This is a genomic window from Silvibacterium dinghuense, from assembly GCF_004123295.1.
Classification (GTDB): Bacteria; Acidobacteriota; Terriglobia; order Terriglobales; family Acidobacteriaceae; genus Silvibacterium; species Silvibacterium dinghuense.
In genome coordinates this window covers 261,751-287,824 of record NZ_SDMK01000001.1, presented here as the reverse complement: position 1 = coordinate 287,824, position 26,074 = coordinate 261,751, and the positions used below count along the sequence as shown (strand labels likewise).

The window sequence follows — 26,074 nt, the reverse complement described above, 5'->3', positions numbered from 1 at the left end:
AAATAATCGTGAATTCGATCGGTCGAGGGCTTATCGGAAGGTGAGGGAAGCAATCCGGGGGAGGCCGCGCCAACTGGCTATTGTCTCACAGGGATGCAGTATCGGGCTGGGGTCATGCCTGCCCAAGAAAGACCGAAATGAAACCAGGGGATGCGGGGGATAGAGTGATTCCGGCGAATTTTCATCGGATACCTGTATTTGGTCAGGGGGCATCTCAAGTAGAGTTGGGCAAAAGTAGTGCCTGAAGCAGGTGCTTCGTTGGAGCAGGATTTGAGCAACGATTTGGGGCACCGGACAGTCCTATAGAAAGCACGAGAAAGTCAGCCGGGGAGATTCCCCATCTCAGGAGCATCCATGCTAAACAGTTGCGCGAATCCTGACTGTGCAAAGCCACTGCACTATCTGCGCGAAGGGCGGATCTTCGTGTTCGATGCTGTTCGTACGCCGGGAAAGGACGACGAGTCGAAGGCTCATCGTATGGAGCATTACTGGCTCTGCGGGAAATGTTCGCAGTCCATGATTCTGGAGCGGACGGCCGAGGGGGTGCGTGCCGTGAACCGCGCGCGTTTCGAAGTGCGCCGGGTAGAAGAGCTAAAGAGTCCGATCCCGCTACAGGAACAGCCTCTGGCGTCGTAGTTTTTACAGTGAAACGTGCCGCCTGATGCCGGGCAGGATTGAGAGAGAGCGCCGTCATGGCGCTCTCTCTGCTTGGAGTTAGAACTTGGTGGCGGGAATTTCGACTGGGTATTCCTTGACCTCGCGGCTGTAGACGCCGGTGAGGGCATTCCAGCGCACGTAGACCAACTCCTCGAGCATCTTGATGCCATCCTTGAGATAGCTGATGCGGGAACGTTCATCGTGCCCCCAGGTAACCGGGACCTCCTGTACGCGATAGCCGCGTTTGATGGCAATGAACAGGATCTCGGGATCGAAGCCCCAGCGCTCGATGCGCTGCAGTTGGAAGATGGTGCGCGCCGCCGGACGGGTGAAGGCCTTGAAGCCGCACTGGGTATCGGCGAAGGGTAGATTCATCACCATGCGCGTAACAGCGTTGAAGCAGCGGCCGAAAAACTGCCGGTAGAGCGGCTGATGCACGGTCTGGCGTCCGCGGTCGAGCCAGCGTGAGCCGATGGCCACATCCGCGCCATTCTGGATGGCAGCGAAGAGCCGTTCCGCCTCCTCCATCGGGGCGGAGAGGTCGGCATCGGTGAACATCACAATATTGCCGATGGCCTCGAGCATGCCGTGGCGCACGCTGTAGCCTTTGCCGCGATTACCGGGGTTCTCGATCAGGCGCAGCCGCGGATGCGAAGCCATGAAACCCTGCACGATGGCGGCGGTGTTGTCGGTGGAACCGTCGTTGACGACGAGTACTTCGGCGTCCCACTGGCGTTCGGCGATGATGCGCAGAACGTCCTCGAGCGTGCGTCCGATACGGGCACTTTCGTTATACGCGGGAACAACAATACTGATCTGAATGGGCACGGAAGAGACCTTACTGTTCACAAAACGCCATTAAATATCATACGCTTCCCTCATAAAACGGAGAGCGATTCCTCAAGTTTCGTATCGGCTGTCATCTTTTTTAGCGGGCGGAGAAGAAAATTAGTTATGCAGATGCGCGAATTTGCCGCATCTACTATTGTGTTAAGGAGTTAACTGGAGGCGAAGCGCGGCTCACCATGACAAAGGCAGACCTGGTTGAGGAAGTGACGAATCTCGGCGATCTGACTCGGCGTGACGGCGAAGTGATTGTAGATACCATCTTCGACGCAGTGATCGGGGCATTGAAGTCGGGAGACAAGATCGAAATCCGTGGGTTCGGAAGCTTCCGTATCCGGCAGCGGAAGCCCCGTATTGGCCGCAACCCCAAAACTGGGGCCAAGGTGGATGTACCCGCCAAACGTGTGCCGTATTTCAAGCCCAGCAAGGAACTTCGCGATCTTGTGAACCCTGGCGAGGCGGGAACCGGCCATGACGCCGATGATGGAGACGACGAGTCCGACGAGGACTGAGTCACACCTGCTTTGAGCAAGAGGAACCGGCCGCCGTTCAGGGGCCGGTTTTGCCTGCGCGGATGTCAGGGGAGTATCAGGGACGGCCGAAATAGGGCTGAGGAATGCTCTGCGGCACCTGGTAGGGCTCGACAGAGAGCAGATTTCCGAGTACGGTCCGCTCCTGCGGCGTAAATTGGCCGCCATAAACCTGGGAGCTCAGCAGCTGCTGGCGCTGCGCAGGAGGCATCCGGCGCAATTGCTGGAAGGCCCGGCGCACCACCTGCTGGCGATCCGGTCGCATCTGTTGTAAAGCCTGCGTGGCGCCGCGAACTTCCTGCTTGCGCTCCGGAGACAGCTTTTCGAATGCTTCGTTGCGGGCCATCCGGCGCTGACGCTCTTCCGGTGTCATGGCATCGAGTGCCTGCAGGCGGTTAATGAGCCTTTGCTGCTGGTCTGCAGGCAGGCTCTGAAAGCCGGGTTCACGGCGCAGGGCGTCGATCTGCTGCTGCGTGCTCTGGTTCCGATGGCTGTTGTACCAGTCGGGGAGATGTTGCTGGCCGGGGCGAGACGTTGCGGGGGAAGGCTGCGTACCTTGCCGCACCTCAGGCATGGATCGCTGTGCCGGGGCCGCCGCTTGGGGCTGTGCGGGACGTGTGGCCTGGGACCATGCTGCAGACAGGCTGAAGAGGCAGGTCGCAAGGACAGCATGCACACGAAGCCGGCGCAGGCGGAACAGACCTCCGCCATCCAGCCAGCGATGCTGGCCCGTCGACATGTGCTTGCGTTCCCTCATGGTCATCGTCTTCCAAGGCATGGCCGCTCTTCGGCGGCTGATGGGTGCTGCGGTGCGGAAGCAGGCAGGATCACCGGCTTCCGCGGATGGCTGTTCGGCCTACAGGCTGTTGTTTGCCGCCGGGGCGTTATCGATCTCCGTGTCCTGCTGGTCAAGTGCATTCAACTGCTGGAATACGGCCTGGTTCTCATCGAGCGACTGCAGGTCCTGAATGGTGGCCGAGGTATGCGCCGGTGCCGGGGTGGTGGACATGAGTCCGGCATAGGTGCCGCCGCCGATCAGCAGCAGCAGGGCCAGCGCTCCGACCGCAACCGGGCGCAGTTGTACATTCGAGCCGAAAAGGAGCCTGGTCTTCAGGCGTTCGAAAAACCCGGCTGGAGCCGCGGCGCGCTCTTCGCGCAGCAGCGCGGACATCCGGGCATGGAAGTAGGGCGAGGGCTCGGGCGCTTCCCAGGCGTCGAGCGCAGCCATCGTGGCTGCAAGCTCGGCCAGTTCGCCGGCGCACTCCGGGCACTGCTGCACGTGGTTGCGTGCTTCGGCTAAAGCGGGCTCGTGTCCCGTCTCGTCAGCCAGCAGGTCCATCAGGACTGTTTGGGGCAGTTTCGTTTTTGTCGTTTGGCAGGTCATTATGTCACCAGTACTGCTCTCGGGCTGATTCGCCGGAACCCCTTGTTCCGGCAGGCGCGCTCGCCGCCTCAGGCAAACTCCTTCAACTTTTCCCGCAGGGTCTGATAAGCCCGGAAGAGGAGTGATTTTGTAGCCGATTCACTCAGCTTGAGTATCTCTCCAATCTGCTTATAGTCCAGTCCCTGATATTTGTGCATCAGTACCGCATTCTTTTGACGTTCCGGAAGTGCCAGAACGTGCTGGCGGATGGCCCGCATCCGCTCATCTTTCACCAGTTCCTGCTCAACCGAGGCTGTCAGGTCGGCCACATCCGGCGTCGTTCCCGTTTCGGGATCCGGCTGGTCGAGGTACACATTCTGCGCGGTCCGCTCGTACTTCGTGTCCCGGGCATGGTTCACGCCCAGGTTGGTGGCGATGCGATAAAGCCAGGTAGTGAACTTCGCCTCTGCCCGGTAGCTCTGCCGTGAGCGATAGACGCGGAGGAACACCTCCTGGGCCAGCTCCTCGGCCACCGCCTGGTTATGCACCATGCGGAACATGAAGTGAATCATCGGCTTGTGGTACTTGTGGATCAGGTATTCGAAGCCGGAATCGTCGCCCTCGCGGACGCGGAGCATGATCTCGGCATCCGACATGGCGCTGAGCTCGCCGGCTGTGGCTGGACGAGGGGGGCTGCCGGCGGGTCTGTCCGCAGGCTGAGTCAGCGTGGAATCCAAAGTCTGATCGAGTGCCAAGGTCGCCATGTCCTCATCAACCCCGTTTTCCTCGTCAGGTTGCGCTTCGAGTTCGGTGTATTCGGGATCGAGGTCCGCATTGGCATCTTCGTCCTCGCCGGCGTGGCGCGGCGGGTGGCCGTCAGCGGGATTGTCTTCCGGATCCGGGAAGCGAGATACGGAGGATGGAGGGTGATAAGGCATTGGAAGACAAGCTCGATTGTAGCTGTTCCCGGCGGGACAGCAAGAAATGGAAGGCAGCCGGGGGAGGCAGCTTCAGCGTATATCGCTCGAAGGAAAGATGCCGTATCTGGCTCCGAGGAAGCCCTGATGGCCGGATTCTAATGTCGCAGCGATCTCCTGCCAGGTGAGCAGCTTGAGGCGGATGCGCAATTCGAGTGGCCGGATACAGCGCTGCACCTGGAGCCAGGACTCGATCAGGTCGGGTCTCCGGGCGTCGCACAGGACGGCGAAGCTGAGGCCGGTGGCATGAGCGGCAAGGGCTCCGCGAACCAGCTGGTAGCCCGGAAAGCGCCCATCCTCAAGGCGAGGAAGTGATGCGATATCAATGACTTCTTCGATATCCCGATAGCGATGGATAAGCCTTTCCGGGGCAATTTGAAAGTCCGATTCTGTGAGTTTTGCCTCGACGAGAAGATGGCCGATGCGCATATCGATCTCCGTTGTGTCGCCACGGCCTGAGGCCAGCGGAGTGCGCGGCCTGATTCCGAATTCCGGTTCGGAGCCGGCCGCTTCGCCAAGCAGGGCATGCAGCGCGGTATTCCTGCTCGATGCCGGGTGGCAGAAGATATTCATCAGTAACGCGTCCGAGCTGACCGCTGCATCGAGCTCCCGCCATGGCCAGTCGGCGCGGGCGCGGGAGCGCCGGTAGGCGGTGTGGACTTTTTCGAGCCGCCTGGCCCAGGCTGGTCGGGCGAGAATCTCCGCGTGGACTTCGGGTAGAAAATTGTCGCGCCGGCCCGCTTCGTTACAGCCGAACAGCACGCTCGAGGCTTCTCCTCCCAACTCGGCTGCCATGCACCCATGCATCTTTGCCCAGAGCCGGGCGCGGAAGTTGAGCTCATCTCGCAGGCTCATTCCTTCCGGGACGGGGATCGGTTCAGGTATCACGAATTTTATGATAGGCGAACAGAAGGCGAATTATAATTCGAAATGGGAAGCGGAGGGATTTGCCTCTGCTGGCACCTATGCTTGCAGGCCGCAAAATCGTGCACGTAGACATGGACGCTTTCTATGCGTCGGTGGAGCAGCGGGACGATCCCGCTTTGCGCGGCCGTCCGGTAGTGGTTGCCTGGCGCGGGCGCAGGTCGGTGGTTTGTGCGGCCTCGTATGAAGCTCGGAAATTCGGCGTGCGCTCGGCGATGGCGGCGTTGACCGCCGAGCGGCTCTGTCCGCATGCGATCTTTATCCCGCCGGATTTTACCCGCTATCGCGCAGCTTCACAGGCGGCGCGGCGCATCTTCGAAGAACATACGGACCTGATCGAGCCGCTTTCGCTCGATGAGGCCTACCTCGATGTGACCGAGAATAAGAGCGGTCTGCCGACGGCAACACGCGTGGCCAAGGCGATTCGAGAAAAGATTCGGCAGGAGCTGAACCTGACTGCTTCGGCGGGCGTGGCACCGAATAAATTTCTCGCCAAGATTGCCTCTGATTGGAAGAAACCCGATGGACTTTTTGTGATCCAGCCGGATGAGGTCGAAGCATTTTTGGAGCCATTGCCGGTGGGGCGCATTCCCGGTGTGGGCAAGGTGATGGAGACGAAGCTGCGCGAGCTGAGCCTCGCAACCGTCGGAGCCCTGCGCCACCAGTCTCTCAGTGAGCTCGAGGGACGCTTCGGTCGTTATGGAGCGCGTCTGTATGAGCTGGCCAGGGGCATCGACCACAACCCGGTTGTCACCGGGAGGCCGTCGAAGCAGATCTCGAAGGAAGATACCTTCGAGCGTGATCTGCCGCTCGAGGACTTGAGCGAGATTATCCGTGAGCTGGCTGCAAAGGTGTGGAAGGCTTCGCAGGGCAGTGGGCGCATCGGCCACACCGTGGTCCTCAAGCTCAAGACCAGTGGCTTCGCCATCATGACCCGCAGTCTGACGCTTGCCCAGCCGCCGTCTTCCGGAGAGGAGCTTGCAGCTATCGCACTCAGCCTGCGCGAGCGCGTCGATGTTTCCGCACGCCCGCTCTTTCGGCTTGCAGGCGTGGGGCTCAGTAATTTCCGTGATGATGAGGAGCCGCAATTCCCGCTCTTTCGAGATGAGGTTCAGGAAACGAGTGAAGCGGCAGCTCTGTCTCTTCCATCCCAGGAGCAGGAAACGAGACCTGGGGCATCCGGTTAGCGCTATGGGTGAAATACCTTCGGGTGGCTCACGGCCTGTCCGTCATCTTTGCGCAGGCTGCGGAAGACCAATGTCGAGACAATCGTCATCAGGCCGAGAGCGATCAGCGCCTTGTGCAGTCCATGGATCATGCTGACGTTCGAGGCATGTTCTTCATGCGGCAGGAAGAAGGCCGTAGCCAGGCCGGCGCAGGCTACGCCGAAGCTGACCGACATCTGCTGCATGGTGCTGGCGATCGAGCTGGCCGCGCTGGTCTGTTCCTCGGTGGTATCCGAATAGACCAGCGTGTTCATACTGGTGTACTGCAGCGAGGTGAATCCGCCGTAGAGGAAGGCCAGCAGCACGATCATCCACACCGGCGTATGCAGGCCGATGGTGGCGAAGAGCAGCAACAGGCAGCCGATGATCACCGTATTCGACACCAGCACATTGCGATAGCCGAGCCGCGCCAGCACCTTCGGCATCACAGCCTTCATGCTCATTGAAGCGACGGCCTGCGGCATGATCAGCATGCCCGACTGCACGGCGGAATATCCAAGACCGACCTGGTAGAGCAGCGGCAGCAGGAACGGCACGCCGCCGATGCCGAGGCGCGTGAAGAAGCTGCCGCTTACGGAGGCGCGGAAGGTGCGGATGCGGAAGAGTGTGAGATCGAGCAGGGGATAGGCGATGGATCGCGCGTGCAGCCAGTAGCCGAGGATCAGCACCAGCGAGATCACGAGCATGCCGGTGATTTCGCCGGCGCCGAGTGTGTGCTCGCCGAAGACCTCGAGCACATAGGAAAGCAGCGCCACGCCGGAACCGAAGAGGATGAGGCCCACGGCATCGAGTGGATGCGTGTGTTCCTCACGGAAATCCGGCAGATGCAGGTAGACCATCACCAGTCCGAGCAGGCCGACTGGGATATTGAGGAAGAAGATGACGCGCCAGTGCAGGTAGCCGACGATGAGACCTCCCGCGACGGGGCCGAGCATCGGCGCGACCAGCGAGGGGATGGAGACGAAGCTCATCTGCCGGATCAGTTCGGATTTTTCAAAGGCCCGCACAAGTGTGAGACGGCCCACCGGGACCATCATCGATCCACCCATGCCCTGCAACACGCGGCAGGCTACGAGCAGGTGGATGTTCGTCGAGAGACCGCAGAGCAGCGAGCCGAGCGTGAAGAGGCCGATGGCTGCGGAGAAGACTCGCCGCGTGCCGAAGCGGTCGGCCACCCATCCGCTGATGGGGATGAAGACAGCGAGCGCCAGCGTATAGCTGGCCAGCACGGCCTTCATGCTGAGTGGGCCTACACGCAGCGCGGCCGAGATGGCAGGCACGGCCGTATTCAGGATCGTTGTGTCCAGCGACTCCATGAAGAAGGCAACTGCGACCAGCCACGGCAGCAGCCGCCGGGTCGAAGGGGAGATCGCAGGCAGAGAGGTAGGGGGTAAAGGAGAATTCATCGCGTCGCCGTGCTCATGTGTCTTCCTGACTGGGATGCTCGCACATGCGGCTCCGTTCGTCATGGTTTTGGTAAAGGACGAGAGCGGCGATGTTCAAAGTCTGGATCATGGAGGCCGGAGCAGGCCTCAAGTTCGATCCTGTGATTCAGGATTTTGCGGAGGAGCGCAGGCTCTCCGAGAGGACAATCGCGTCCGCGACCTCTTTCATGGACTTCCGCCGCTGGCGGCTCTCCTTCTGCATCATGCGATAGGCTTCGTCCTCGGATATCTTGAGATCGCGCTGCAGGATTCCTTTCGCGCGATCAATCAGCTTCCGTGACTCAAGGCGGTCTAAGAGCTGGAGATTTTCAGTCTCGAGCCGTGCCCGTTCAATTTCTGCACCGACCAGGACGCCGATTGTAGCCAGCAGGCGGCGCTCCATATCGGTATGGAAGTAGGGCTTCTGATGTTGCAGGTTGAGCACGCCCACTACGCGTCCGGCGCAGAGCACGGGGACACAGAGCATGGCTTCGAAGGTGTCTTCCGGGAGATTGCGGAAGGGCGCGAAGCGCACGTCTTCGCTGGCATGTTCGGGGATGGAGACGGGCTCGCGGTGCTCGGCGACCCAGCCGGTAACGCCCTGTCCGACGGAAATTTTAAGGTGATCCAATTCTTCGGCGTGAGGGTTCCGCGATGCGCGCAGGACCAGTTTGTCCTCTTCGAGCGTATAGAGAAAGCACGAATCGCAGGGAACAATCGCGCAGACGCAGACGACGATGCGCGAGAGCACGACATGCAGCGGATCTGTGGAACTGAGGCTGCTGCTGACCTGTTGCAGCACGTCAAGCGGAGCGAGCCCGTCGCGAAAGCCGGCCATGGTAGATGTGGAGGTCGCTACCTGGGGAACGGAACGCTGAAGCGTGCGCGCCACCGACTGCGGAGGAGGAGAGGCTTCTGCGGCCGTGGTGCCCGGATCGATGGCATTTTCCGCGCGCTTGGCGGCCAGCACCTTGCGCGCGTATTGTGCGGCTTCATTCACCATGAAGCCCATGCGCGGCCGTGACGGCTCGAAGTCCGGCTGCAGTCCGTAGTGGAGAAGCTCCTCTGTGGTGGTAGGGCCAACCGAGATGACGACGATATGGCTGAGCGCGCGGCGTAACTCTTCGGCGACACCCATCTCCTGCGCTACGTGAAAAAGATGGATGGCCTGCACTGCGGTCATGAACAGCGCGACATCGATCGATCCATCCATGATTTCGTGAATGGCCTTTTCGAGCGGCGCGATGTCGTGGGGGAGGCCCCACTGATAAACAGGAATCTTGGTGACCGAGGCGCAGCGATCCACGAGCTCGGCGATCAGCTCCGGATTCGTGGCCCCGTATTCCTGCACGGCTACGTGATAGCTGGAGAGCTCGCTGCCGAATTTCTGATCCATCAGCGCCAGGACTTCACGCCAGGTGCTGGGTTCGGATGTGGTCACTGTGACCGGGACTTTCAGCTCCTTGAGCGCTGCTACCGGCTTCACGCCACGCGCGACAATCTTGCGTTTCCGCAACTCCTCAAGGATCGTTTCGGGGTCGAAGCTGGTACTGAGCACCTCCATCATCTTGCTGACGCCTACGCCGGTCATGAAGATGACGACATCGTATTCGCCTGCCAGGAGGCGCTTCCCAAATTCAATGCAGGCAGTATTCGAGCTGAGTGGAATCTCGCGCATCGACTGCACGACGAGGGGATCGCCACTGTACGCCCGGATGAGTTTTTCTACCTCGCGCGCACGACGGGTCTCCAGAGACAGTACTCTAAGGCCATCGAATGTGGCGTGCGGCATAGAGCTCCAGAAAATGTAGTTGAGTCGAGTGAACTATCGCAGATGATGAAAGGAGAATCAATTTCATTCTATGTCGCGTATGTGGGGTGTGCTTCCGGAAAGATGAGAGAAACGCACAGAAAGCCGTGTTTTCTTGTGCATGGAATCTGATATCGGGCGGACGAGAATGAATCCACCCGATCTGGAACTTGAAAATTTGCTTTTGCGATCGGGCTTGCATCGCAGGAATCCTGGCCCTATACTCTGCGTATTGATTCCGTCAGCCACGGCAGCTGATGGCAATCGGATGTGAGCGTGGCCCCTCGATGCGTCCGCCGCTCCTCCAGAATTGAATTTTGCACTGAAAACAAAAGCGCTCCGCGACGAGCCTGAGATCACCGCTGATCTGCGTGTGGAACTCCTGCGTTCGTAACGGGGCTTTCGTGTTTTTGCAGACTTCGCGATCTTCAGGCCGTCGTGTATCCACCGGTTCCTTTCAAAGGAGAGGATGCACATGCCATCGATGCCGTCACAACTCGAATCGCTGTCATCCGCCTTTTCGGCGGAGCAGGAGAACTATCTCCGCGGATTCTTTGCCGGTGTCATGCAGCGCCCGTTTGTCGGCCAGAATGCCGCCGGACAGCTGACCTGCCAGCCCGGCACTGGAGCGAATCTGGCCGCCCCGCAGGAAGAGATGTTTTTCGGCACGCCGGTCTCCGATCTTTGCGCCGAAGAGCTTTGGAAGTACCAGAGCAACCCGCTTGATCTGTGGGATGAACTGCTGCGGACCGCAGCCAGCAACGAAGCACCGAATGCAGAGAACCGCTTCCGGCTTAAATTTCATGGACTGTTCCATGTCGCGCCAGCGCAGGATTCCTTCATGCTGCGTATGCGCGTGCCAGGCGGCGTAATGACGGCTGCGCAGCTGCGCGGCGTTGCGCAGATTGCCGAACAGTGGGGCAATTCTCGTATCGATCTGACGACACGAGCCAATATCCAGTTGCGTGAATTTGCGCCCAAGAATGTGGTGCATGTGCTGAACAGTATTCGCAGGCTGGGCATGAGTTCGCTCGGTTCGGGCGCGGACAACATCCGCAACATCACCGCCTCGCCAATTTCCGGCTACGATCCCCAGGAACTGCTCGACGTGCAGCCCTATGCGGATGCGATGCAGAACTACATCACGCATTCGCGCGATCTGTTCGGCCTGCCGCGCAAGTTCAATATCGCCTTCGACAACGGTGGCGTGATCAGCGTACTGGCTGACACCAACGATATCGGCTTTGTCGCGGTCCGAGTGGCGGAAGGCCGCAACGTGCCTGCAGGCATCTACTTCCGCGTGCTGCTCTGCGGCATTACCGGCCACAAGCAGTTTGCGACAGACTGTGGGCTGTTGCTTCTTCCTGAGCAGGCGGTTGCCGTCGCGGCTGCGATGGTGCGGGTCTTTGCGGAAAACGGCGATCGTACGGACCGCAAAAAAGCGCGGTTGAAGTACCTTCTCGATCGCTGGGGCGTCGAACGGTTTCTGCAAGAAACCGAGAAAAAGCTAGCATTTCCTGTGTTGCGTGTTGCAGCTTCAGAATGCGAATCGCGTGGTCCTGTTGATCGCGCGGGGCATCTTGGCACGCATGCGCAAAGGCAGGAGGGGCTCTCCTACATCGGCGTTTGTGTCCCTGTGGGATTGCTGTCTGTTGAGCAGGCGCGCGCCATCGCGGAAGTCGCAGAGCGTTTCGGCTGCGGCGAACTCCGGCTGACGGTCTGGCAAAACCTGATTCTTCCCAATGTCCCCACTGCGTGTCTCGATGAAGCGCGTGCTGCCTTACTGGGCGCGGGGCTCGAGATCTCCGCCGGCACGGTGCAGAGCGGTACGGTCGCCTGCACCGGGAATCGCGGCTGCAAGTATGCGGCGGCCGATACCAAGAGCCATGCGCTTGAGATTGCCCGCTCGCTCGACAGCGCATTCCGCATTCTGCAGCCAGTCAATCTCCATGTGACAGGCTGCTCTCATTCCTGCGCGCAGCACTATGTCGGCGATATCGGCCTGATGGGCGTGAAGGTCGACGGAGACGAGGGCTACCAGGTGAACCTTGGCGGCGGAGCGGATAGCGATCAGGCGATTGCCCGTCAGCTCTTTCCCGCGATGAAGTACCGTGATCTTCTTCCTGCTTTGCATGCGCTGTTTGACCGTTACATGGCACAACGCCGTGATTGCGAAAGCTTTCTTGTTTTTACACAGCGGCACAGCATCGACGAGCTTCGCGGCATGTGCGCAACACAGCAGGGAGATATCGCATCATGACACCGCAGAATATTCCGTTTATTCCCCATGACGCGCCTTTCACGCACGATCAGCGCGCATGGCTCAATGGTTTTCTGGCGGGGCTGTTTTCGAATGCTTCTGCGGCCCAGACGATGCCTGAGAGTGCTGGACTGGAGGTCGCCGTTTACTTCGCCACGCAGAGCGGCACCGCGGAGCGGCTGGCCAAGAAGTTTTCCAAAGAGCTGAAAGATGCCGGACACACGGCAACCGTTGCGTCTCTCTCGGATGTCCATCCTGCGCAGCTGGCGCAGCAGGCCCATGCGGTGTTTTTTGTAAGCACCTATGGTGATGGCGAGCCGCCTGATCACGCAAAGAACTTTCGTGAAGCATTGATGCTCGATAGCGCGCCAGCACTTGGATCTTTGCGCTACGCCGTATTTGCGCTCGGGGATCGAAACTACGAGCAGTTTTGCGCATTCGGCACAGAACTCGATGAGCGGCTCATTGCGCTGGGAGCGCAACGCATCGTCTCCCGTGTAGAAAGCGATGTAGATGTCGACGAACCGTTTGCCGCATGGACTCCCACATGCATGATTGCGCTGAAGCGCAGTTCCGATAAAGCACCGGCAGAGGCGCGGACTGTTGCCATCTCATCCTCCAGCAAGAGCGCGCCACTCTATTCGCGCGAAAATCCATATCACGCGCAGATCGTCGAGCGCCGAGCGCTTACGGCGAGCGCGTCGGGCAAGCTCACCATGCACCTTGCGCTCCAGCTGGGTGAGGCGTTGTCCTATGAGGCAGGGGATGCCTGCGGCGTTGTTGCCTGCAACGATCCATCCCTGGTTGATGAAACGCTCTCCCTGCTGGCAATCTCTGCTGATGAGCTGGTCGATGTTCCGAAGGCAGGCAAGAGCACGGTGCGCGATGCGCTCCTTCACCACTACCAGCACACGCGGCTGACGCGCAAAATCGTGCAGGCCTTTGCCGAGCGTACTGAGTGCAAGGTGCTCTCGGCCCTGCTGCCTGCGGAGCAGTCCGCGCATCTCGATGCATTTTTGTATGGCCGTGGTCTTATCGATCTGCTACAGGAATATCCCGGCGCCATCGATACGGCAGAGACGTTGTTTGCTATGCTGCCTCGCCTCTCACCGCGCCTGTACTCCATCTCCTCGAGCCCGGCCAAGCATGGGAGCGAGCTGCACTGCACGATTGGCGTAGTGAAGTATCGTTCGCATCATCGCGAGCGGGGAGGTGTGGCCAGTACGATGCTGGCAGAGCGCATCGGCGCCAAGGAGTCCGTGCCTGTTTATATTCAGCCGAACAAGAAGTTCCGTCTGCCTGCGGATAGCAATGCGCCGATCATCATGATCGGTCCTGGCACCGGCATTGCACCTTTCCGTTCCTTTCTCCACGAACGCGAAGCGCTGGGGCACAAGGGGCGCAACTGGCTTTTCTTTGGTGAGCGCAGCGCGCAGACCGACTTTCTCTATTGTCATGAACTGCGGTCGATGAGTGAGAGCAGTCATCTTACCCGGCTTGATACGGCCTTCTCTCGCGATCAGGAGCACAAGATTTATGTGCAGGACCGCATGCTTGAGCAGGGCGAGACCTTCTGGCGTTGGCTGCAGGAAGATGCCCGCGTGTATGTGTGCGGCGATGCTTCGCGCATGGCCCAGGACGTGGATGCAGCCCTGCATGCGCTGATCGAAAAGCATGGGGCCATGAGTGCGGACGCAGCGAGGGAGTATGTCTCTCGGATGCACGACGACAATCGCTATCACCGGGACGTGTACTAGCTGTACCTATTATCAGGCCGATTAGGAGTGAACGATTTTGGGACTGCCACTGTATGAGCTGGCCGCGGATAGCGACAGCGCCGAACTGGTTCGCCTCACTCTCACCGAGAGTGGCGCGGTTTCGGTGCCGCCACTTATTCCTATGCGTCCGCTCGAGCCCGGGGAGCAATATCGCTTTCACTTCGACATGACGAAGTGCATCGGTTGCCGCTCCTGCGAGATCGCCTGCAACGAGCAGAATGGGAATCCGGCAGATATCAAGTGGCGCCGCGTCGGAGAGCTCGAGGGTGGCACATATCCGGATGTTATGCGTACCTATCTTTCGATGGGTTGCAACCATTGCCTCAGCGCGGATTGCCTGCGCGGGTGCCCGGTAGATGCGTACAAGAAAGATCCTCTAACTGGCATCGTGCTGCACTCCGCGGATGCCTGCATTGGTTGCCAGTATTGCGTATGGAATTGCCCTTACAGTGTGCCGCAGTTCAACCCGGAACGCGGCGTGGTGGGTAAATGCGATATGTGCCGCAATCGGCTGCTCGACGATCGCGAGCCGGCATGTGTGAATGCCTGTCCGGAGAACGCAATTCAGATCGAAATCATCAACAAGGATGAGTGGCGCAGAGACTATGCCGCAGCCGAGTCGCCTGGCATGCCGCCGGCCGGGCAGACGATCTCAACGACACGCATCACGCTGCCGGCGAAGCGGGCTTCCGCGGCCTGGTTGGACCGCGTCGACACGGGTGCCATGGTCTTGGAGCATGCGCACGGATCGCTGATTGTCATGACCTCTGCCATGCAGGCAGCCTTTGGCCTGCTTTGCGCCCTGCTCCTGACGCACCGTACCGATGCCATCAGTCTCGCGTTGCTGCTTGGGATCACGATCGTGGCTATTAACACCTCAATCTTTCACCTTGGCCGCCCAGCCTATGCCTGGCGCGCGTTGAAGATGTGGCGCCGTTCCTGGCTCAGCCGCGAGGTGCTCTGCTTTACGCTCTTCCTGCTCGCGTTGAAGGCAAGCACGCTCTGTGCGTGGATTCCTATACTCAAGTTGCGTGCTCTGTCGCAGCCTCTTGCTTTTGCCGCGGCACTCATCGGACTTGCAGGGACACTTGCGAGCGCTCGCATCTATCTCGTGAAGGCGCGGCCCGCATGGAATCTGATTCACACTCCGATTGACTTTGTGCTGTCTTCGTTTCTGATGGCAGGTCCACTCGCTGCGATTCTGACTGTGCCTGTGGCGTGGTCGTTTCACGAACTCCAGGCTCTTGTTCTCGTCTGGCCGGAACTTGCTCCTTATATTCCCGCTGCCGATTTGCCAGGGAAAGTGCTGAGCTGGCACTGGATCGCCATGATCACGGCGCTCTGGCTGGTCAATCAGATGGTTCGATTAATCCGCCTCCGCGCCTCACATAACTTTGAGATGCGCGCCAGCTTCCACCATCTTCGCGGGGAGCAGCTTTGGTGGAAGGTTGCGCTTAGCTGGATTGCTGCTGCGCAGTCGACAATTTTCTTTGTCGCCGGCCTGCATGGGCTATCGCTCCTCGCAGCCGTGACAGCGGTCATGCTTAATCGCTATCTCTTTTTTGTTTCGGTGGTGCCGCTCAGCATGGGATTGACCTTTATGAGACCGAAGATGGCGCACGGTGAAGCGGCATGAAGAAGCGGCGTGTGCAGTATGCGAATGCCGCGGCCAGCGATCGCTCGGCATCTCGCAAAGAGTCGTTGCTGACGAGCGCGTTGCGCTGGCTCGGCATCGATACCAGCCGCGCGCAGTATGCCTATGGAAGAGACCCGCGCTTCGGCTTCATCTCCGAATCGCGTGTTGCCGACACCTGGACCCGCACGACATGCGGCTATTGCTCGGTCGGGTGCGGCATGCTTGTCGGGACGAAAGATGGGCATCCTGTGGCCGCACGCGGCAACCCGGATCATCCGGTGAATCGTGGCAAGCTTTGCCCGAAAGGTCTGAGCGAGCATCTCATGGTGGAATCACCAGGCCGCGCTACGACACCGCTCTATCGCCGCGGTGGGCGTGGCACACAGCTGGAGCCGATTTCCTGGGATGAGGCACTGGACCTCATGACATCGCGTATCGGCTCTATACAACAGCGCTTTGGAAACAATGCTCTCGGAGTTATTAGCACAGGGCAGCTTCTGACCGAGGAGTTTTACACGCTTGGAAAGCTGGTTCAGCTTGGCTTTGGTACGCGCAATTATGACGGGAACACTACGCTCTGCATGGCCAGCGCCGTTTCGGGGTACAAGTTAAGTTTTGGTTCGGATGGTCCGCCTGGTGCATATGCCGATCTCGAGACCGCGGACGTCGTGTTGCTCATCGGTGCGAACATTGCCGACAATCACCCTATTCTTTGCAACCGGCTTCGTAAGCGACCGGGGCAGGTGCTGATCGTTGCTGATCCGCGCGTGACCAAGACTGCGATGATGGCCGATCTGCATCTTCCCGTGAAGCCACGCTCTGACATCGCATTACTCAATGGCATCGCGCACATCCTTCTCCGCGACGGACTGATCGACCGTGCATACATCGATGCGCATGCGGAAGGGTTTGAGGCATTTGTCGAGTTCGCTGCCGACTTCACTCCGGAAGCTGTCAGCGCAACGACCGGTCTTTCAACTGAAACGCTTGAGCATGTGGCCCATCTGTACGGGCGCGCATCTTCGGCCTTTATCGGCTGGACGATGGGGGTCAATCACTCTACTCAAGGTGCGGTGACTGTTGCTGCCATCAATAATCTCGCGATCCTCACGGGGAATATCGGCCGGACTGGTGGTGCGCCGTTCTCCATTACCGGCCAGTGCAATGCGATGGGTTCGCGCGAGAGCAGCTTCACCTCTGCGCTCCCCGGCTATCGGCGCTTTGAGAATGCGCAGGATCGGCGCGACCTCGCCGGGATATGGAATGTTTCCGAGGATTCTTTGCCGACGGCGCGCGGGCTGGCTTATCCCGACATCATCGAAGCCGCAGTGAAGGGGCAGATCAAGGCCCTCTGGATTATCGCGACCAACCCGGTAGTTTCCTTCCCGAACCTCAAGCTGCTTGAACAGGCCTTCGAGTCGACGGAATTCGTGGTCGTCCAGGATGGCTTTTATCCCACGCCGACGATGGATTATGCCGATCTTGTACTGCCTGCGGCTATCTGGGGGGAAAAAGAAGGTACTTATACCAACTCCGAGCGCCGTATTAGCAAGGTGAATGCGTTCGCTGTACCTCCCGGCGAGGCGCGCCGAGACTTTGACATCTTCCTGGCGCTGGCAGAGAGGCTCGGCGCGAAAGGCTCACTCTTTCTAGGATGGAGCTCAACACACGATGCATGGCTGGAGTGGCAGCGTGTTTCTGCGGGCCGTCTTTGCGACTATAGCTCCTTCACATGGCAACAGATCGAGGAGCAGGGAGGCGCGCAGTGGGGTGGTGACCGCCTGTACCGCGACGGCATTTTTCCGCGTGAAAACGGACGAGCTCTCTTGCATCGTGTGCCATGTCTCCCCTTCGTGGAGCAGCCGGATCATGAGTTCGATCTCATCCTGAATACGGGCCGCACCGTGGAGCATTGGCATACGCGGACGAAAACCGGCGCGGTCGCCATGCTGGATGCCATGCAGCCGAATGCGTGGCTGGAGATGAATCCGGCGGATGCAGAGCGGCTCTCGCTCAGCCAGCATGACCGGGTTACGGTGTGCTCGCGCCGTTCCAGCGTGCGCAATGTGGAGCTGCGCATCACCGGCATCGTTGCACCGGGGCAGGTCTTCATGCCGTTTCATTTTGCAGAGCAAAATTCCAATCTCGTGACATTGGGCGCATTCGATCCCATCAGCCGCGAGCCGAATTATAAGCAGTGTGCTGTTCGTGTCGAACGCACTCGCTGACCCTATGCTTTCCACTCGCGCCCATGGCCGCCGCGAGTATCTCTACCCAGAGCTGAACCAGGAAGTTCGCTCCTTTGCTGTCGTCCTGCCGCGACACTGCACTTCCATCCATCTGTTTTGAATAAGGAGCTTCCAGTGGCCAACATCAAGCAGTTTCTTCATTCGGGTCATCCCATGACCCTCTTTGCTTCATTCCTCTATTTTGACTTCACCTTTGCTGTCTGGGTACTGAATGGTGCCATGGGGCCATTTATCTCGGAGCAGTTTCATCTTTCGCCGGCGCAGATCGGCCTGATGGTGTCGCTTCCCACCTTCGCCGGAGCACTGATGCGTTTTCCGCTGGGTGTTCTCGGTCAGTACATCGGCCGCAAGAATGCCGCGATAGTGGAGATGAGCTGCATTATTGCGGCGCTGCTCTTCGGCCTCTTTTTTGTTCATTCCTTCTCGACGGTGCTTGCCATGGGCGTACTGCTCGGTACTGCTGGAGCCAGCTTTGGCGTTGCGCTTTCACTCGGTTCCGGATGGTTCCCGAAGCAGTACAAAGGGCTGGCGATGGGCATTGCCGGTGCAGGCAATAGCGGTACTGCTCTTGCTGCGTTCTTTGCTCCCAGGCTGGCACATGTTTACGGATGGAACCATGTCTATGGCCTGGCTGCTGCTTTCATGCTGATACCGTTGATCGTCATGGCAGTATTCGCGAAGGAGCCGCCCGATACAGAGCATCGCTCCCTGGGTGAGCATCTGAAGTGTCTTGTTGAGGCAGATGGCTGGTATTTCAATCTGATCTACATCATCACTTTTGGCGGTTTTCTTGGGCTTGCCACATTTCTGCCCTCGCTTTTCGTCGCTCAGTTCCACATCGCAAAGACACAAGCCGGGACGTTAACGATGTGTGCGACGCTGGTCGGTAGCCTGACCCGTGTATTGGGCGGATGGCTCTCGGACAAAATCGGCGGCATTCGTACGCTGTACGGTGTTTTTGCAATTGTGATCGGTGCACTCATCGGCCTGAGCACTTCGCCCGCGCTTGGCGCGACCACTGCGTTATTCATGATTGCCTTCGCTGCGCTGGGTGCAGGTAATGGAGCCACGTTCCAGCTCGTGCCGTTCCGCTGGCCGCTGGCAACCGCGGTTGCCGGCAGCATGATCGGTGAGATCGGCGCTCTCGGAGGCTCGATTCTGCCTAATGTGCTGGGACAATCCAAACAGCATCTGGGATCGTTCGGTCCGGGTTTTGCCGCCTATGCAGGTTTTGCCGCTCTGGTGCTGGTCATGATCACGGTCGTATCGCGAACATGGACTCGGACCTGGATCGGTGCCGGTGGCCTTGCTCTGCAGACTCACAGCGCGGATGCAGCTGGTGTTGCATCTGAGGATGTTGTCGCAGCATAAGCCCTGTCCTTATACCCCTCTTTCGTGAACTATGCCGAGCGAGACCGGCATGTGCCATTCCGTGCCTATTCGTCTACTTCTTTTCAGGAGCTTGCAAGTGAAGCACTTTCTTACCGCAACCCTACTTGCCGCATGCAGCTCTGTGTTGTTCGCACAGAGCGGATCGCCCACTTCGTCAGCGAGTGATGTCCACTTCAGCGCGAGTGTGCGTGAGCGGACGAACGTTACGCAATGGTTTGCTGCTACACCGAACGCCGAACAATATGCGCACCAGGACTCTTTAGTGCGTCTTGCCGTCTGGCAGCGCATGCATCATTGGGATTATCAGTTGGAATTGGGTCAGAGTGCCGAGCTCTGGCTGCCCACAGATGCCGTTTCCACCGTTTCAGCGCAGGGACAGCTGGGTCTTGGCGGTACTTATTATGCTTCCAACAGCAACAACGATATGCCCGCTGCTGCATCTTTCCGCCAGGGATTTCTGCGCTACCACTTTGCAGACGATAAGTCCGCAATTCGCATCGGACGTTTCGAGTTCTTCGAAGGCCAGGAAACAACGCCTGGTAACAGCACTCTCGCATGGTTGCAGACCAATCGTGTTGCGCAACGACTGGTCGGCAACTTCGGTTTCTCCAATGGGCAGCGTTCTTTTGACGGCGCGGATGCCAAGTTGGGCGGCAAGGACTGGGATCTTACCGCGATGGCAGGACGCGCAATACAGGGTGTCTTCAACATGAATGCGAATCCGGAACTCAACGTGGATATTCAGTACCTGGCTTACACTCGCTCGCTGGCCCGGCAGCATGTTCTTCTGCGAGGCTTCGGGCTTGGTTATCACGATGGGCGCACCGGTTTAACCAAGACAGATAATCGATCGGCCGCGGCACGTGCGCAGGACCACAAGAATATCCGCATCGGCACTTATGGCGGAGACATGATCGCCACGGCGCCCGTAGCAACAGGTGTTACTGCAGACGTTGTGCTCTGGGGTGCCGGCCAGTTCGGCTCGTGGGGAAAACTCGGGGATTCCGCGGGAGCAGTGGCTGCGGAAGGTGGATTGCACCTCGATAGCGTTCGTACGACACCCTGGATTCGCGGCGGCTATTTCCGCTCTACTGGCGACAATAACGCCACCGATGGAACCCATAACACCTTTTTTCAGGTGTTGCCTACGCCACGCGTGTATGCGCGCTTTCCTTTCTATAACCTGATGAATTCAACGGATTCCTTTGCGCAGGTGGTCGACAAGCCGTCGAAGCGAATTGACCTGCGCTCGGATTTGCATTTCCTCAAACTTACTTCTGCTTCGGACTTCTGGTATCAGGGCGGCGGAGCCTTTGATAACACCGTATTCGGCTATACCGGCAGACCGGCCAACAGTCATAACAGCTTCAGCTCTGTCTTCGATGCCAGTGCGGATATTGCTCTCACGAAGCAGCTTTCATTGGGCACTTATTATGCGCACGCTTACGGTAAGTCCGTGATCGGCGCCATTTATCCAAAAGCGACAGGTGCGAATTACGGATTCTTTGAGCTGGATTACAAGTTCCAGGGGCTATTGTCCAGAAGCTCTTATTAAAACCCTCGTTTCCTGGGACCGATTCGCGCATTACCATGTCGGAAAGATTTCCCGACGATTTTGCAGGTACAGGTGTGCCGGATCGATGCCTTTGTGCAGGAATAAGGCAGCTAGGATCGAAGAACAAGCACATTTTGCAGTTCGCGGATATTTTCTGGCCACGCATAGGGCTTCATCTCGTTGAGGCGTTGCTTGAGAATGTGGCGAATCTTTTTCCTTGTCTTTTTTGATGAACGCGCGACGAAGTGCTCCACCAGTTTGTGCTTTAAAAAGCATGTGGAGCCAGACTCACCATCCACGCAGACGATAAGCGACGCCGATCTGCACTCCACTGGGGCGAATGCCGAACTGTGGTTCATCGGTGAAGTTAGGAGAGTGGAATAGATACTGGTACTGATACTGAATCCGTGTGGACCAATGTGTATTCAGGCGGTATTCAACTCCGCCGGTGGGGGCCAGCGTAAAGAAGCTGCCATTGCCGATATCGAAGGGGTAGTGCATGCGGACGCCTCCGACTTCCAGAGAGGCATAGGGTCTCCACTTAGGGCTGTGCAGAAAGGTGTAGCGGGGGCCGATGAGATAGTCGCTCTCCGTTTCACCTTCGAAGCCCTGAAACCGCAGCCACGCGGCCTCTCCCTGTATGCCGAGATGATGGTTCCAGTTGAAGTTGGCATAAGCGCCCAACCCGCCGATGCGATAACTGCTGTCGTAGGGGAAGCCGGCGCGCAGATTGGTGTATTCTCCGCCGACCCATAGTGACTGGCCGGCACCGCTTGAGGACGCAGCGACCTGTGCGCAGGCTGGCACGGCTCCTCCGATCAGATCGAAGAGGAGTGCCATTCCAAGCACGATGCCGTGCCATGCCAGCGCTGTATTGCATGATTTCTTTCCCTGCAAAAACATGAGCCTTCTCATCCTTCGCCTCGCGGCCTGCGTTTAGAACATCGACTTCACGATGAGCGTCGTGGTGGCCGTCTTTGTTGTGGTGACGGAGCCGTCGACGGCGGTTCCTGTGACCGTGATGGTGTACGTGCCGGCGGGTGTTCCTCCGGTCAAAGTGCCGGATGAGCCGCAGCCGCTCATGCATGCAGTGGTCAGCAGCACGCCCGCGAGGGCGATCAAGAGTCCACGTACCGTTCTGCGGGCATGCCAGGGCAGAAGCAGCATCAGAAGAGCGAGGCACGTAGCCAGAAGCCCGCGGCCAGAGAGTGTTGCAATGCCTGCAGAGGATTGAGACGGCGCCGTAGTCGCGATGGTCAGCTTCGATGTGCCGCTTCCACCTGTGACGGTCGAAGGCGAGAGGCTACAGGTGGTATTGCTGGGAACGCCTGAGCAGGTGAGGGCTACGCTGAGTGTAAAGCCGCTGCCCGGAGTGACTGTGACGGTGTAGGTGGGCGACTCGCCGGTGTACACGGTATGCGAGGTGGGCGTGATCGAAAGGCTGAAGGTCGAGGTGATGACCTCTGTGACAGTGTTCGAAGTGCTGGCCCCGTAAGGCGCCGAGCCCGCATAGACGGCAGTAAGGCTGTGCGAACCGACAGAGAGGCTGCTGGTGGAATAGCTGGCCACGCCATCGCTGAGCGTTGCGGTGCCAAGCTCTGTCGAGCTGTCATAGAAAGTGACGGTGCCGGTGGGTGTGCTGGACGATCCGCTGACCGTGGCGGTGCAGGTGACCGTTGCGCCATAAGCCGCAGGATTCGGAGAGCACGCAAGCACGTTCGATGAGGTCAGCAGCGACTCGACGACCTGCGTAAGGCTGGCAGAAGCACTTTCGTGCGAGCTGTCGCCGCCGTAATCCGCGGTGATGGTGTGTGAGCCCACGCTCAACGCGCTGGTGGTGAAGGTGGCTGAGCCGGAGGACATCGTTCCAGTGCCGAGTTCGGTCGAGCCGTCATAAAAGGTGACCGTACCGGTGGGGGTGTCGCCGCTGCTCGATGCTGTCGCAGTGAAGGTGACGCTCTCGCCGTAGTAGGAGGGGTTCAGTGAGCTGGTGAGTTTGAGCGTCGTTTCGTAGGGAATGGTGATGAGGGCAAGTACGCCATCATGGCTCGAGGCGTAAAGCGCAGTGCTCGAGTCATTGAGGTCGACGACAGGGAAGTCGGCACCGAAGCGCGCATAGGAGATGCTGGTCTCGCTGCTGAGGTCCGAGGTGACGAGAATGTGATCTACCTGTTCGGCGGAACCGTCTTCGACATAGTTATAGCGGTTGGTGCTTGTGTTTGCGGTGAGAGTGGTGAGGTTCGTCAGTTCAGGCGAGGTAGAGGTCGTGCTGGCCAGGGTGACGAGGCTTGAAGATACGGGGTTGCCGACGACAGCGCCGGTAGTATCGACGTAGCCATCGGAGAACTCGAAAGAGTTGAGGCCGCCGGCTACGACGACATGCTGGCCGGCTTCCTGGTAGCCATCGATCAGCGAACTCAGGTATTCGGCCTGTGCGTTGCGTTGCGATCGAACGTCGGCGCCGAGGGAGGTGGAGTCGATGTTGGTACGGTCGAGCAGCTCGGTGTTGACAATGGTGAGGGCATAGCTTGATGAAGTGCCGCGGGAGACAGCAACTTTCAGCACCAGAGGTGGCCGCGCGAAGAGCGCGCTGCTGGTGCCGGATGAGGATGTCCAGGTAGATGAGGCGCCGGCCTGGGCAATGGATGTGAAGCTGACGCGGCCGGTCTCGTTGACCAGGAAGCCATTGGCGAGGCCGGTCGAATCGTTGCCGGCGAGCCAGTAGACAGTGTAGGTGGGGCCGCCGTCTGAGCTGATCTGGCTGGCGAGTGCGGAGAGCACAGCCTCGCTTTGCGCTTCCTGCACGGCGATGATGTCAGGGGAGTTCTCCTCGTTGACAATGGCCAGAGCCAGCTTGGCGATACGGCGTGAGAAGGCGCTTGAGCTGATCGTGCTCGTGTCGTAGAGCGCATCGAGGTTCTGCTCCGCGACGGTGATCTGTCCACTGGATGCGGCCGTGGCTGCGGTGGCTGTGACCGTATTGCTGGCCGTGAGTGAGCTGACACTTGAAGAAGTGAGCAGCAGACCCGTATAGCCGAGTGTGCTGACGTGGTAGTCGATGATGCCGACGAGGTTCGAGCTGCCGGTGTAGAGCGTGCCTGCCGCAGCGTTGATCGCGGTGCCGCCGAGAGTCGTAGTGTCGACGAGCAGAAGCTGCGGGTTGCCGGACCAGCGTGAAACCGTGGAAGGAGCCGTGGAGGGAACAGTCTCCAGTTCGCTGATGCCCGTGGCGCGGAAGGGCCGGTCGCTGGCGCTGTCACTATCGGAGAAGATCGCCCAGAACTGACCGTTGGTGGTAGCGGTCTCGCTCGAGGTGGTGACTGTGCCTCCGGTTCCCTGCGTGACCAGCAGGGAAGAGCTGGAGGGCACGTTGACGCGCATGCCTTCGAAGGGGAGCCACTCTCCAAACGTGTCAGCCGAATAAAGCGAGCAGGTGCCGTCGATGGCTTCGGACAGGGTGCTGGCCGAAACCGCGGTAGGCAGCGAGTTGCCGGTGGAGTTCGTGACGACATTCGAGGTGCTCGGCGAGGCGATATAGATCTGCGTGCCAGCGTAGCTGGAGCTGTTTGATGCCTGGACAACGCCGGTGACGGTGACACTGTTCTCGAGCACCGCATTCGAAGGCACGCCGGTGGGCGTGTAGACGTAAATCCCCTCCGCGGTGCAGACATTCGAATCGAAGTCAGCGGCCGGGTTCTCGATATAGAAACCATCGGAGAGCACGGCGATGACGATGCCGGTGGTGGTCACCGTGTCACCCAGGTAGGGGGAGCTGGGCAGATCGATCTGAATAGCGTGAATGTTGACGGTGGAATCTGCCCAGAGGCTGGGAACGCCTGCCAACAGCCCGAGAGCAATGAAGAATCGCACAACCGAGGTAAGCCCCCGTCGTTCCGTGGGATTGTGCCGCACTGTATCCTCCTCACGCATGGACGTCGCAAAGCTGCCTGACGCGCAGAAAAAATATGCGTTGAGAGAGTGGGAGCGCTATCGAATGGAGTCGTTAATTAGTGTGATTCCCGGTTTCCTGCACACGCCACGCAAGGATGGTGCTGCGGACTGCGCTTCCACTCATGTTGTTCGTGCCGAGGACAACTTCAAAGTATGGAATGCTTCCATACCTGCTTCCGATCTTTTGCAAAAAAGGGAGCAGTCTCGAATCGTCCGAGGCGAAATCCCAGGCGCACTCGGTGCCCGCCATCGATGTGCCTTCGAGGATGAGAACTTTGCCGTTACCGCTCAGGTTGGGCCGATAAGCCACCACGCAATAAACCCGATGCTCTCGATCGCTGCCGCTCGAGGAGTCCCAGGCAGCAGGCTCGCCGGATTGAGGAACCTTATTCCATACGCTGAACACATGCCGCTCGCGATCCATGTGGAATACGAAGTTCATATCCTTCTCAAAGAGAGAGACCCACGGATTCGCCTCGGTCGTTCCGATCAGAACAGCATTGCCTTCTTTGAAATCATTCGGGCGCACATCGCGGGCATAGCGAATCTGCGCAGCGCTGTTGAGCCGGACTGCAAGCTGACTGAGCCAGCTCGCAGTTTCAAGATCGACGATCGAGGTATAGCGGCCCTGTGCGAACTGCAGTCCGGTTTTTTCAGTTCCTCTGGCCTCTTCGATGGCCGTGTCGCGGAACGAACCCTTCAGATAGTCGGCGAGATCGACATTCTGCTTGGCTACGCTCTGCCAGAAAACCATTGGGCTATCGGCGGGAACAATCAGGGTAGGGTTGCCAGGCTGAAAGATCTGGCTCCAGAGGGGATGGGCGGCTGCGCCGGTGATTCTTCTCCTGGCGTCGCGCACCAGGACCGTGAGTAGCGCGAGCGCCAGCAGCGCGGCGAGTCCCCAGGCGAACTGCCCGGAACCGCGGCGGTGTGGTTGCGCCGGTACCGACGGCACATTGCTTGCAGAAGGTGAGGACGGCATCTCGAGAGGAAGGGAAGCGAGCGGCATGACGTTCACCATGGCTTCCGGCTTTTTAACCGGCAGATGGGGCACGAAGAACGGGACGTAACCGCCGCGCGGGATGACGATGCGGATAGTTTCTCCGCCACCGTCTGCTTCAAAGTACGCATCGAGTTTCTGGCGCAGGCGGCTGATCTGCGTGCGGACGATGCCATCATTTGCCGAGTCATAGTTTTGCTGCCGTCCGAAGACAGCCTGGCCGATGGACTGCTCGCTGATCTGCTCGCCGCGCCCCTCGAGGGTGAGATCGCAGATATAGATGAGCAGGCTGGAGAGCCGGCCGGATTTTACAAACCACGAAGAGGCGAGAATGCGATCGAGCAGGTCGCGGCGGGGATCGGTCGAGATGCGTTTGGCGGGTTCCTGATCGGTAAGGATCATGGGGGCATTTCCTCATCTCTTATGCAACCAGCGGCCTGTGTACACGCTATTAATGCCCTCTTAATACCGCATTAACTGAATCAGACACGCTGTA

The 26,074-nt window shown here is 59.0% G+C and carries 19 protein-coding genes; 8 read left to right on the top strand and 11 right to left on the bottom strand.

The features are described from left to right. Positions 1 to 714: 714 nt before the first annotated feature. Positions 715 to 1,506 (bottom strand): dolichyl-phosphate beta-glucosyltransferase, encoded by a 792-nt coding sequence (locus ESZ00_RS01120; RefSeq protein WP_229740872.1) that lies wholly within the window; start codon positions 1,504 to 1,506, stop codon positions 715 to 717. 176 nt (positions 1,507 to 1,682) lie between these two features. Between ESZ00_RS01120 and ESZ00_RS01115 the strand changes: the two genes are divergently transcribed. Next, positions 1,683 to 2,015: an HU family DNA-binding protein gene (locus tag ESZ00_RS01115; RefSeq protein WP_129206332.1), complete on the top strand. Its 333-nt coding sequence runs from the start codon at positions 1,683 to 1,685 to the stop codon at positions 2,013 to 2,015. A 76-nt stretch (positions 2,016 to 2,091) separates the two neighbouring features. On the opposite strand, the gene ESZ00_RS01110 is transcribed toward ESZ00_RS01115, so the two are convergent. The 4 genes from ESZ00_RS01110 to ESZ00_RS01095 form a co-directional block, all read right to left on the bottom strand. Continuing rightward, positions 2,092 to 2,811 carry a DUF3106 domain-containing protein gene (locus ESZ00_RS01110; RefSeq protein WP_129206331.1) on the bottom strand — a complete coding sequence of 240 codons (720 nt, stop codon included), beginning with the start codon at positions 2,809 to 2,811 and terminating at the stop codon, positions 2,092 to 2,094. A gap of 78 nt (positions 2,812 to 2,889) precedes the next feature. After that, positions 2,890 to 3,372 (bottom strand): Rossmann-fold NAD(P)-binding domain-containing protein, encoded by a 483-nt coding sequence (locus ESZ00_RS01105; RefSeq protein ID WP_129206330.1) that lies wholly within the window; start codon positions 3,370 to 3,372, stop codon positions 2,890 to 2,892. 113 nt (positions 3,373 to 3,485) lie between these two features. Next, a complete protein-coding gene (locus ESZ00_RS01100; protein WP_129206329.1) occupies positions 3,486 to 4,334 on the bottom strand; it encodes an RNA polymerase sigma factor in 849 nt (282 codons plus the stop codon). Between the two features lie 72 nt (positions 4,335 to 4,406). Next, positions 4,407 to 5,228 (bottom strand): PGN_0703 family putative restriction endonuclease, encoded by an 822-nt coding sequence (locus ESZ00_RS01095; protein WP_129206328.1) that lies wholly within the window; start codon positions 5,226 to 5,228, stop codon positions 4,407 to 4,409. Positions 5,229 to 5,320: 92 nt separating this feature from the next. Between ESZ00_RS01095 and dinB the strand changes: the two genes are divergently transcribed. Beyond that, complete coding sequence (gene dinB, locus ESZ00_RS01090; RefSeq protein ID WP_308419035.1) at positions 5,321 to 6,484, top strand: DNA polymerase IV; 1,164 nt, start codon at positions 5,321 to 5,323, stop codon at positions 6,482 to 6,484. Between the two features lie 2 nt (positions 6,485 to 6,486). On the opposite strand, the gene ESZ00_RS01085 is transcribed toward dinB, so the two are convergent. Beyond that, positions 6,487 to 7,929: a DHA2 family efflux MFS transporter permease subunit gene (locus ESZ00_RS01085; protein WP_129206327.1), complete on the bottom strand. Its 1,443-nt coding sequence runs from the start codon at positions 7,927 to 7,929 to the stop codon at positions 6,487 to 6,489. A gap of 145 nt (positions 7,930 to 8,074) precedes the next feature. Next, positions 8,075 to 9,739 carry a uroporphyrinogen-III synthase gene (locus ESZ00_RS01080; protein ID WP_129206326.1) on the bottom strand — a complete coding sequence of 555 codons (1,665 nt, stop codon included), beginning with the start codon at positions 9,737 to 9,739 and terminating at the stop codon, positions 8,075 to 8,077. Between the two features lie 493 nt (positions 9,740 to 10,232). Here ESZ00_RS01080 and ESZ00_RS01075 point away from each other — a divergent pair, with 493 nt between their 5' ends. The 6 genes from ESZ00_RS01075 to ESZ00_RS01050 all read left to right on the top strand — a co-directional run bounded on the left by ESZ00_RS01075 (position 10,233) and on the right by ESZ00_RS01050 (position 20,627). Beyond that, positions 10,233 to 12,017, top strand: a complete 1,785-nt coding sequence (locus ESZ00_RS01075) for a NirA family protein (RefSeq protein WP_229740871.1) — start codon at positions 10,233 to 10,235, stop codon at positions 12,015 to 12,017. Beyond that, positions 12,014 to 13,774 (top strand): diflavin oxidoreductase, encoded by a 1,761-nt coding sequence (locus tag ESZ00_RS01070; protein WP_129206325.1) that lies wholly within the window; start codon positions 12,014 to 12,016, stop codon positions 13,772 to 13,774. The genes ESZ00_RS01075 and ESZ00_RS01070 overlap by 4 nt, the downstream gene beginning before the upstream one ends. A gap of 37 nt (positions 13,775 to 13,811) precedes the next feature. After that, positions 13,812 to 15,431 (top strand): DmsC/YnfH family molybdoenzyme membrane anchor subunit, encoded by a 1,620-nt coding sequence (locus ESZ00_RS01065; protein ID WP_129206324.1) that lies wholly within the window; start codon positions 13,812 to 13,814, stop codon positions 15,429 to 15,431. Continuing rightward, complete coding sequence (locus ESZ00_RS01060; RefSeq protein ID WP_129206323.1) at positions 15,428 to 17,659, top strand: molybdopterin oxidoreductase family protein; 2,232 nt, start codon at positions 15,428 to 15,430, stop codon at positions 17,657 to 17,659. The genes ESZ00_RS01065 and ESZ00_RS01060 overlap by 4 nt, the downstream gene beginning before the upstream one ends. 135 nt (positions 17,660 to 17,794) lie before the next feature. Then, complete coding sequence (locus ESZ00_RS01055) at positions 17,795 to 19,051, top strand: MFS transporter (RefSeq protein WP_129206322.1); 1,257 nt, start codon at positions 17,795 to 17,797, stop codon at positions 19,049 to 19,051. 97 nt (positions 19,052 to 19,148) lie between these two features. Then, the gene (locus ESZ00_RS01050; protein ID WP_229740870.1) at positions 19,149 to 20,627 is read left to right on the top strand and encodes an alginate export family protein; all 1,479 of its coding nucleotides are present in this window, start codon (positions 19,149 to 19,151) and stop codon (positions 20,625 to 20,627) included. Positions 20,628 to 20,737: 110 nt separating this feature from the next. Here the strand turns inward: ESZ00_RS01050 and ESZ00_RS01045 are convergent, their stop codons facing one another. From ESZ00_RS01045 to ESZ00_RS01030, 4 genes are all read right to left on the bottom strand, one after another. Beyond that, on the bottom strand, positions 20,738 to 20,986 hold the full coding sequence (locus tag ESZ00_RS01045) for an AAA-type ATPase lid domain-containing protein (protein ID WP_444544606.1): 249 nt from the start codon (positions 20,984 to 20,986) through the stop codon (positions 20,738 to 20,740). Then, positions 20,916 to 21,530 (bottom strand): outer membrane beta-barrel protein, encoded by a 615-nt coding sequence (locus ESZ00_RS01040; RefSeq protein WP_164981275.1) that lies wholly within the window; start codon positions 21,528 to 21,530, stop codon positions 20,916 to 20,918. Before ESZ00_RS01040 ends, ESZ00_RS01045 begins: the two co-directional genes overlap by 71 nt. 33 nt (positions 21,531 to 21,563) lie before the next feature. Next, positions 21,564 to 24,539 (bottom strand): Ig-like domain repeat protein, encoded by a 2,976-nt coding sequence (locus tag ESZ00_RS01035; RefSeq protein ID WP_164981274.1) that lies wholly within the window; start codon positions 24,537 to 24,539, stop codon positions 21,564 to 21,566. A gap of 91 nt (positions 24,540 to 24,630) precedes the next feature. After that, the gene (locus ESZ00_RS01030) at positions 24,631 to 25,980 is read right to left on the bottom strand and encodes a helix-turn-helix domain-containing protein (RefSeq protein ID WP_129206318.1); all 1,350 of its coding nucleotides are present in this window, start codon (positions 25,978 to 25,980) and stop codon (positions 24,631 to 24,633) included. Positions 25,981 to 26,074: the final 94 nt, after the last annotated feature.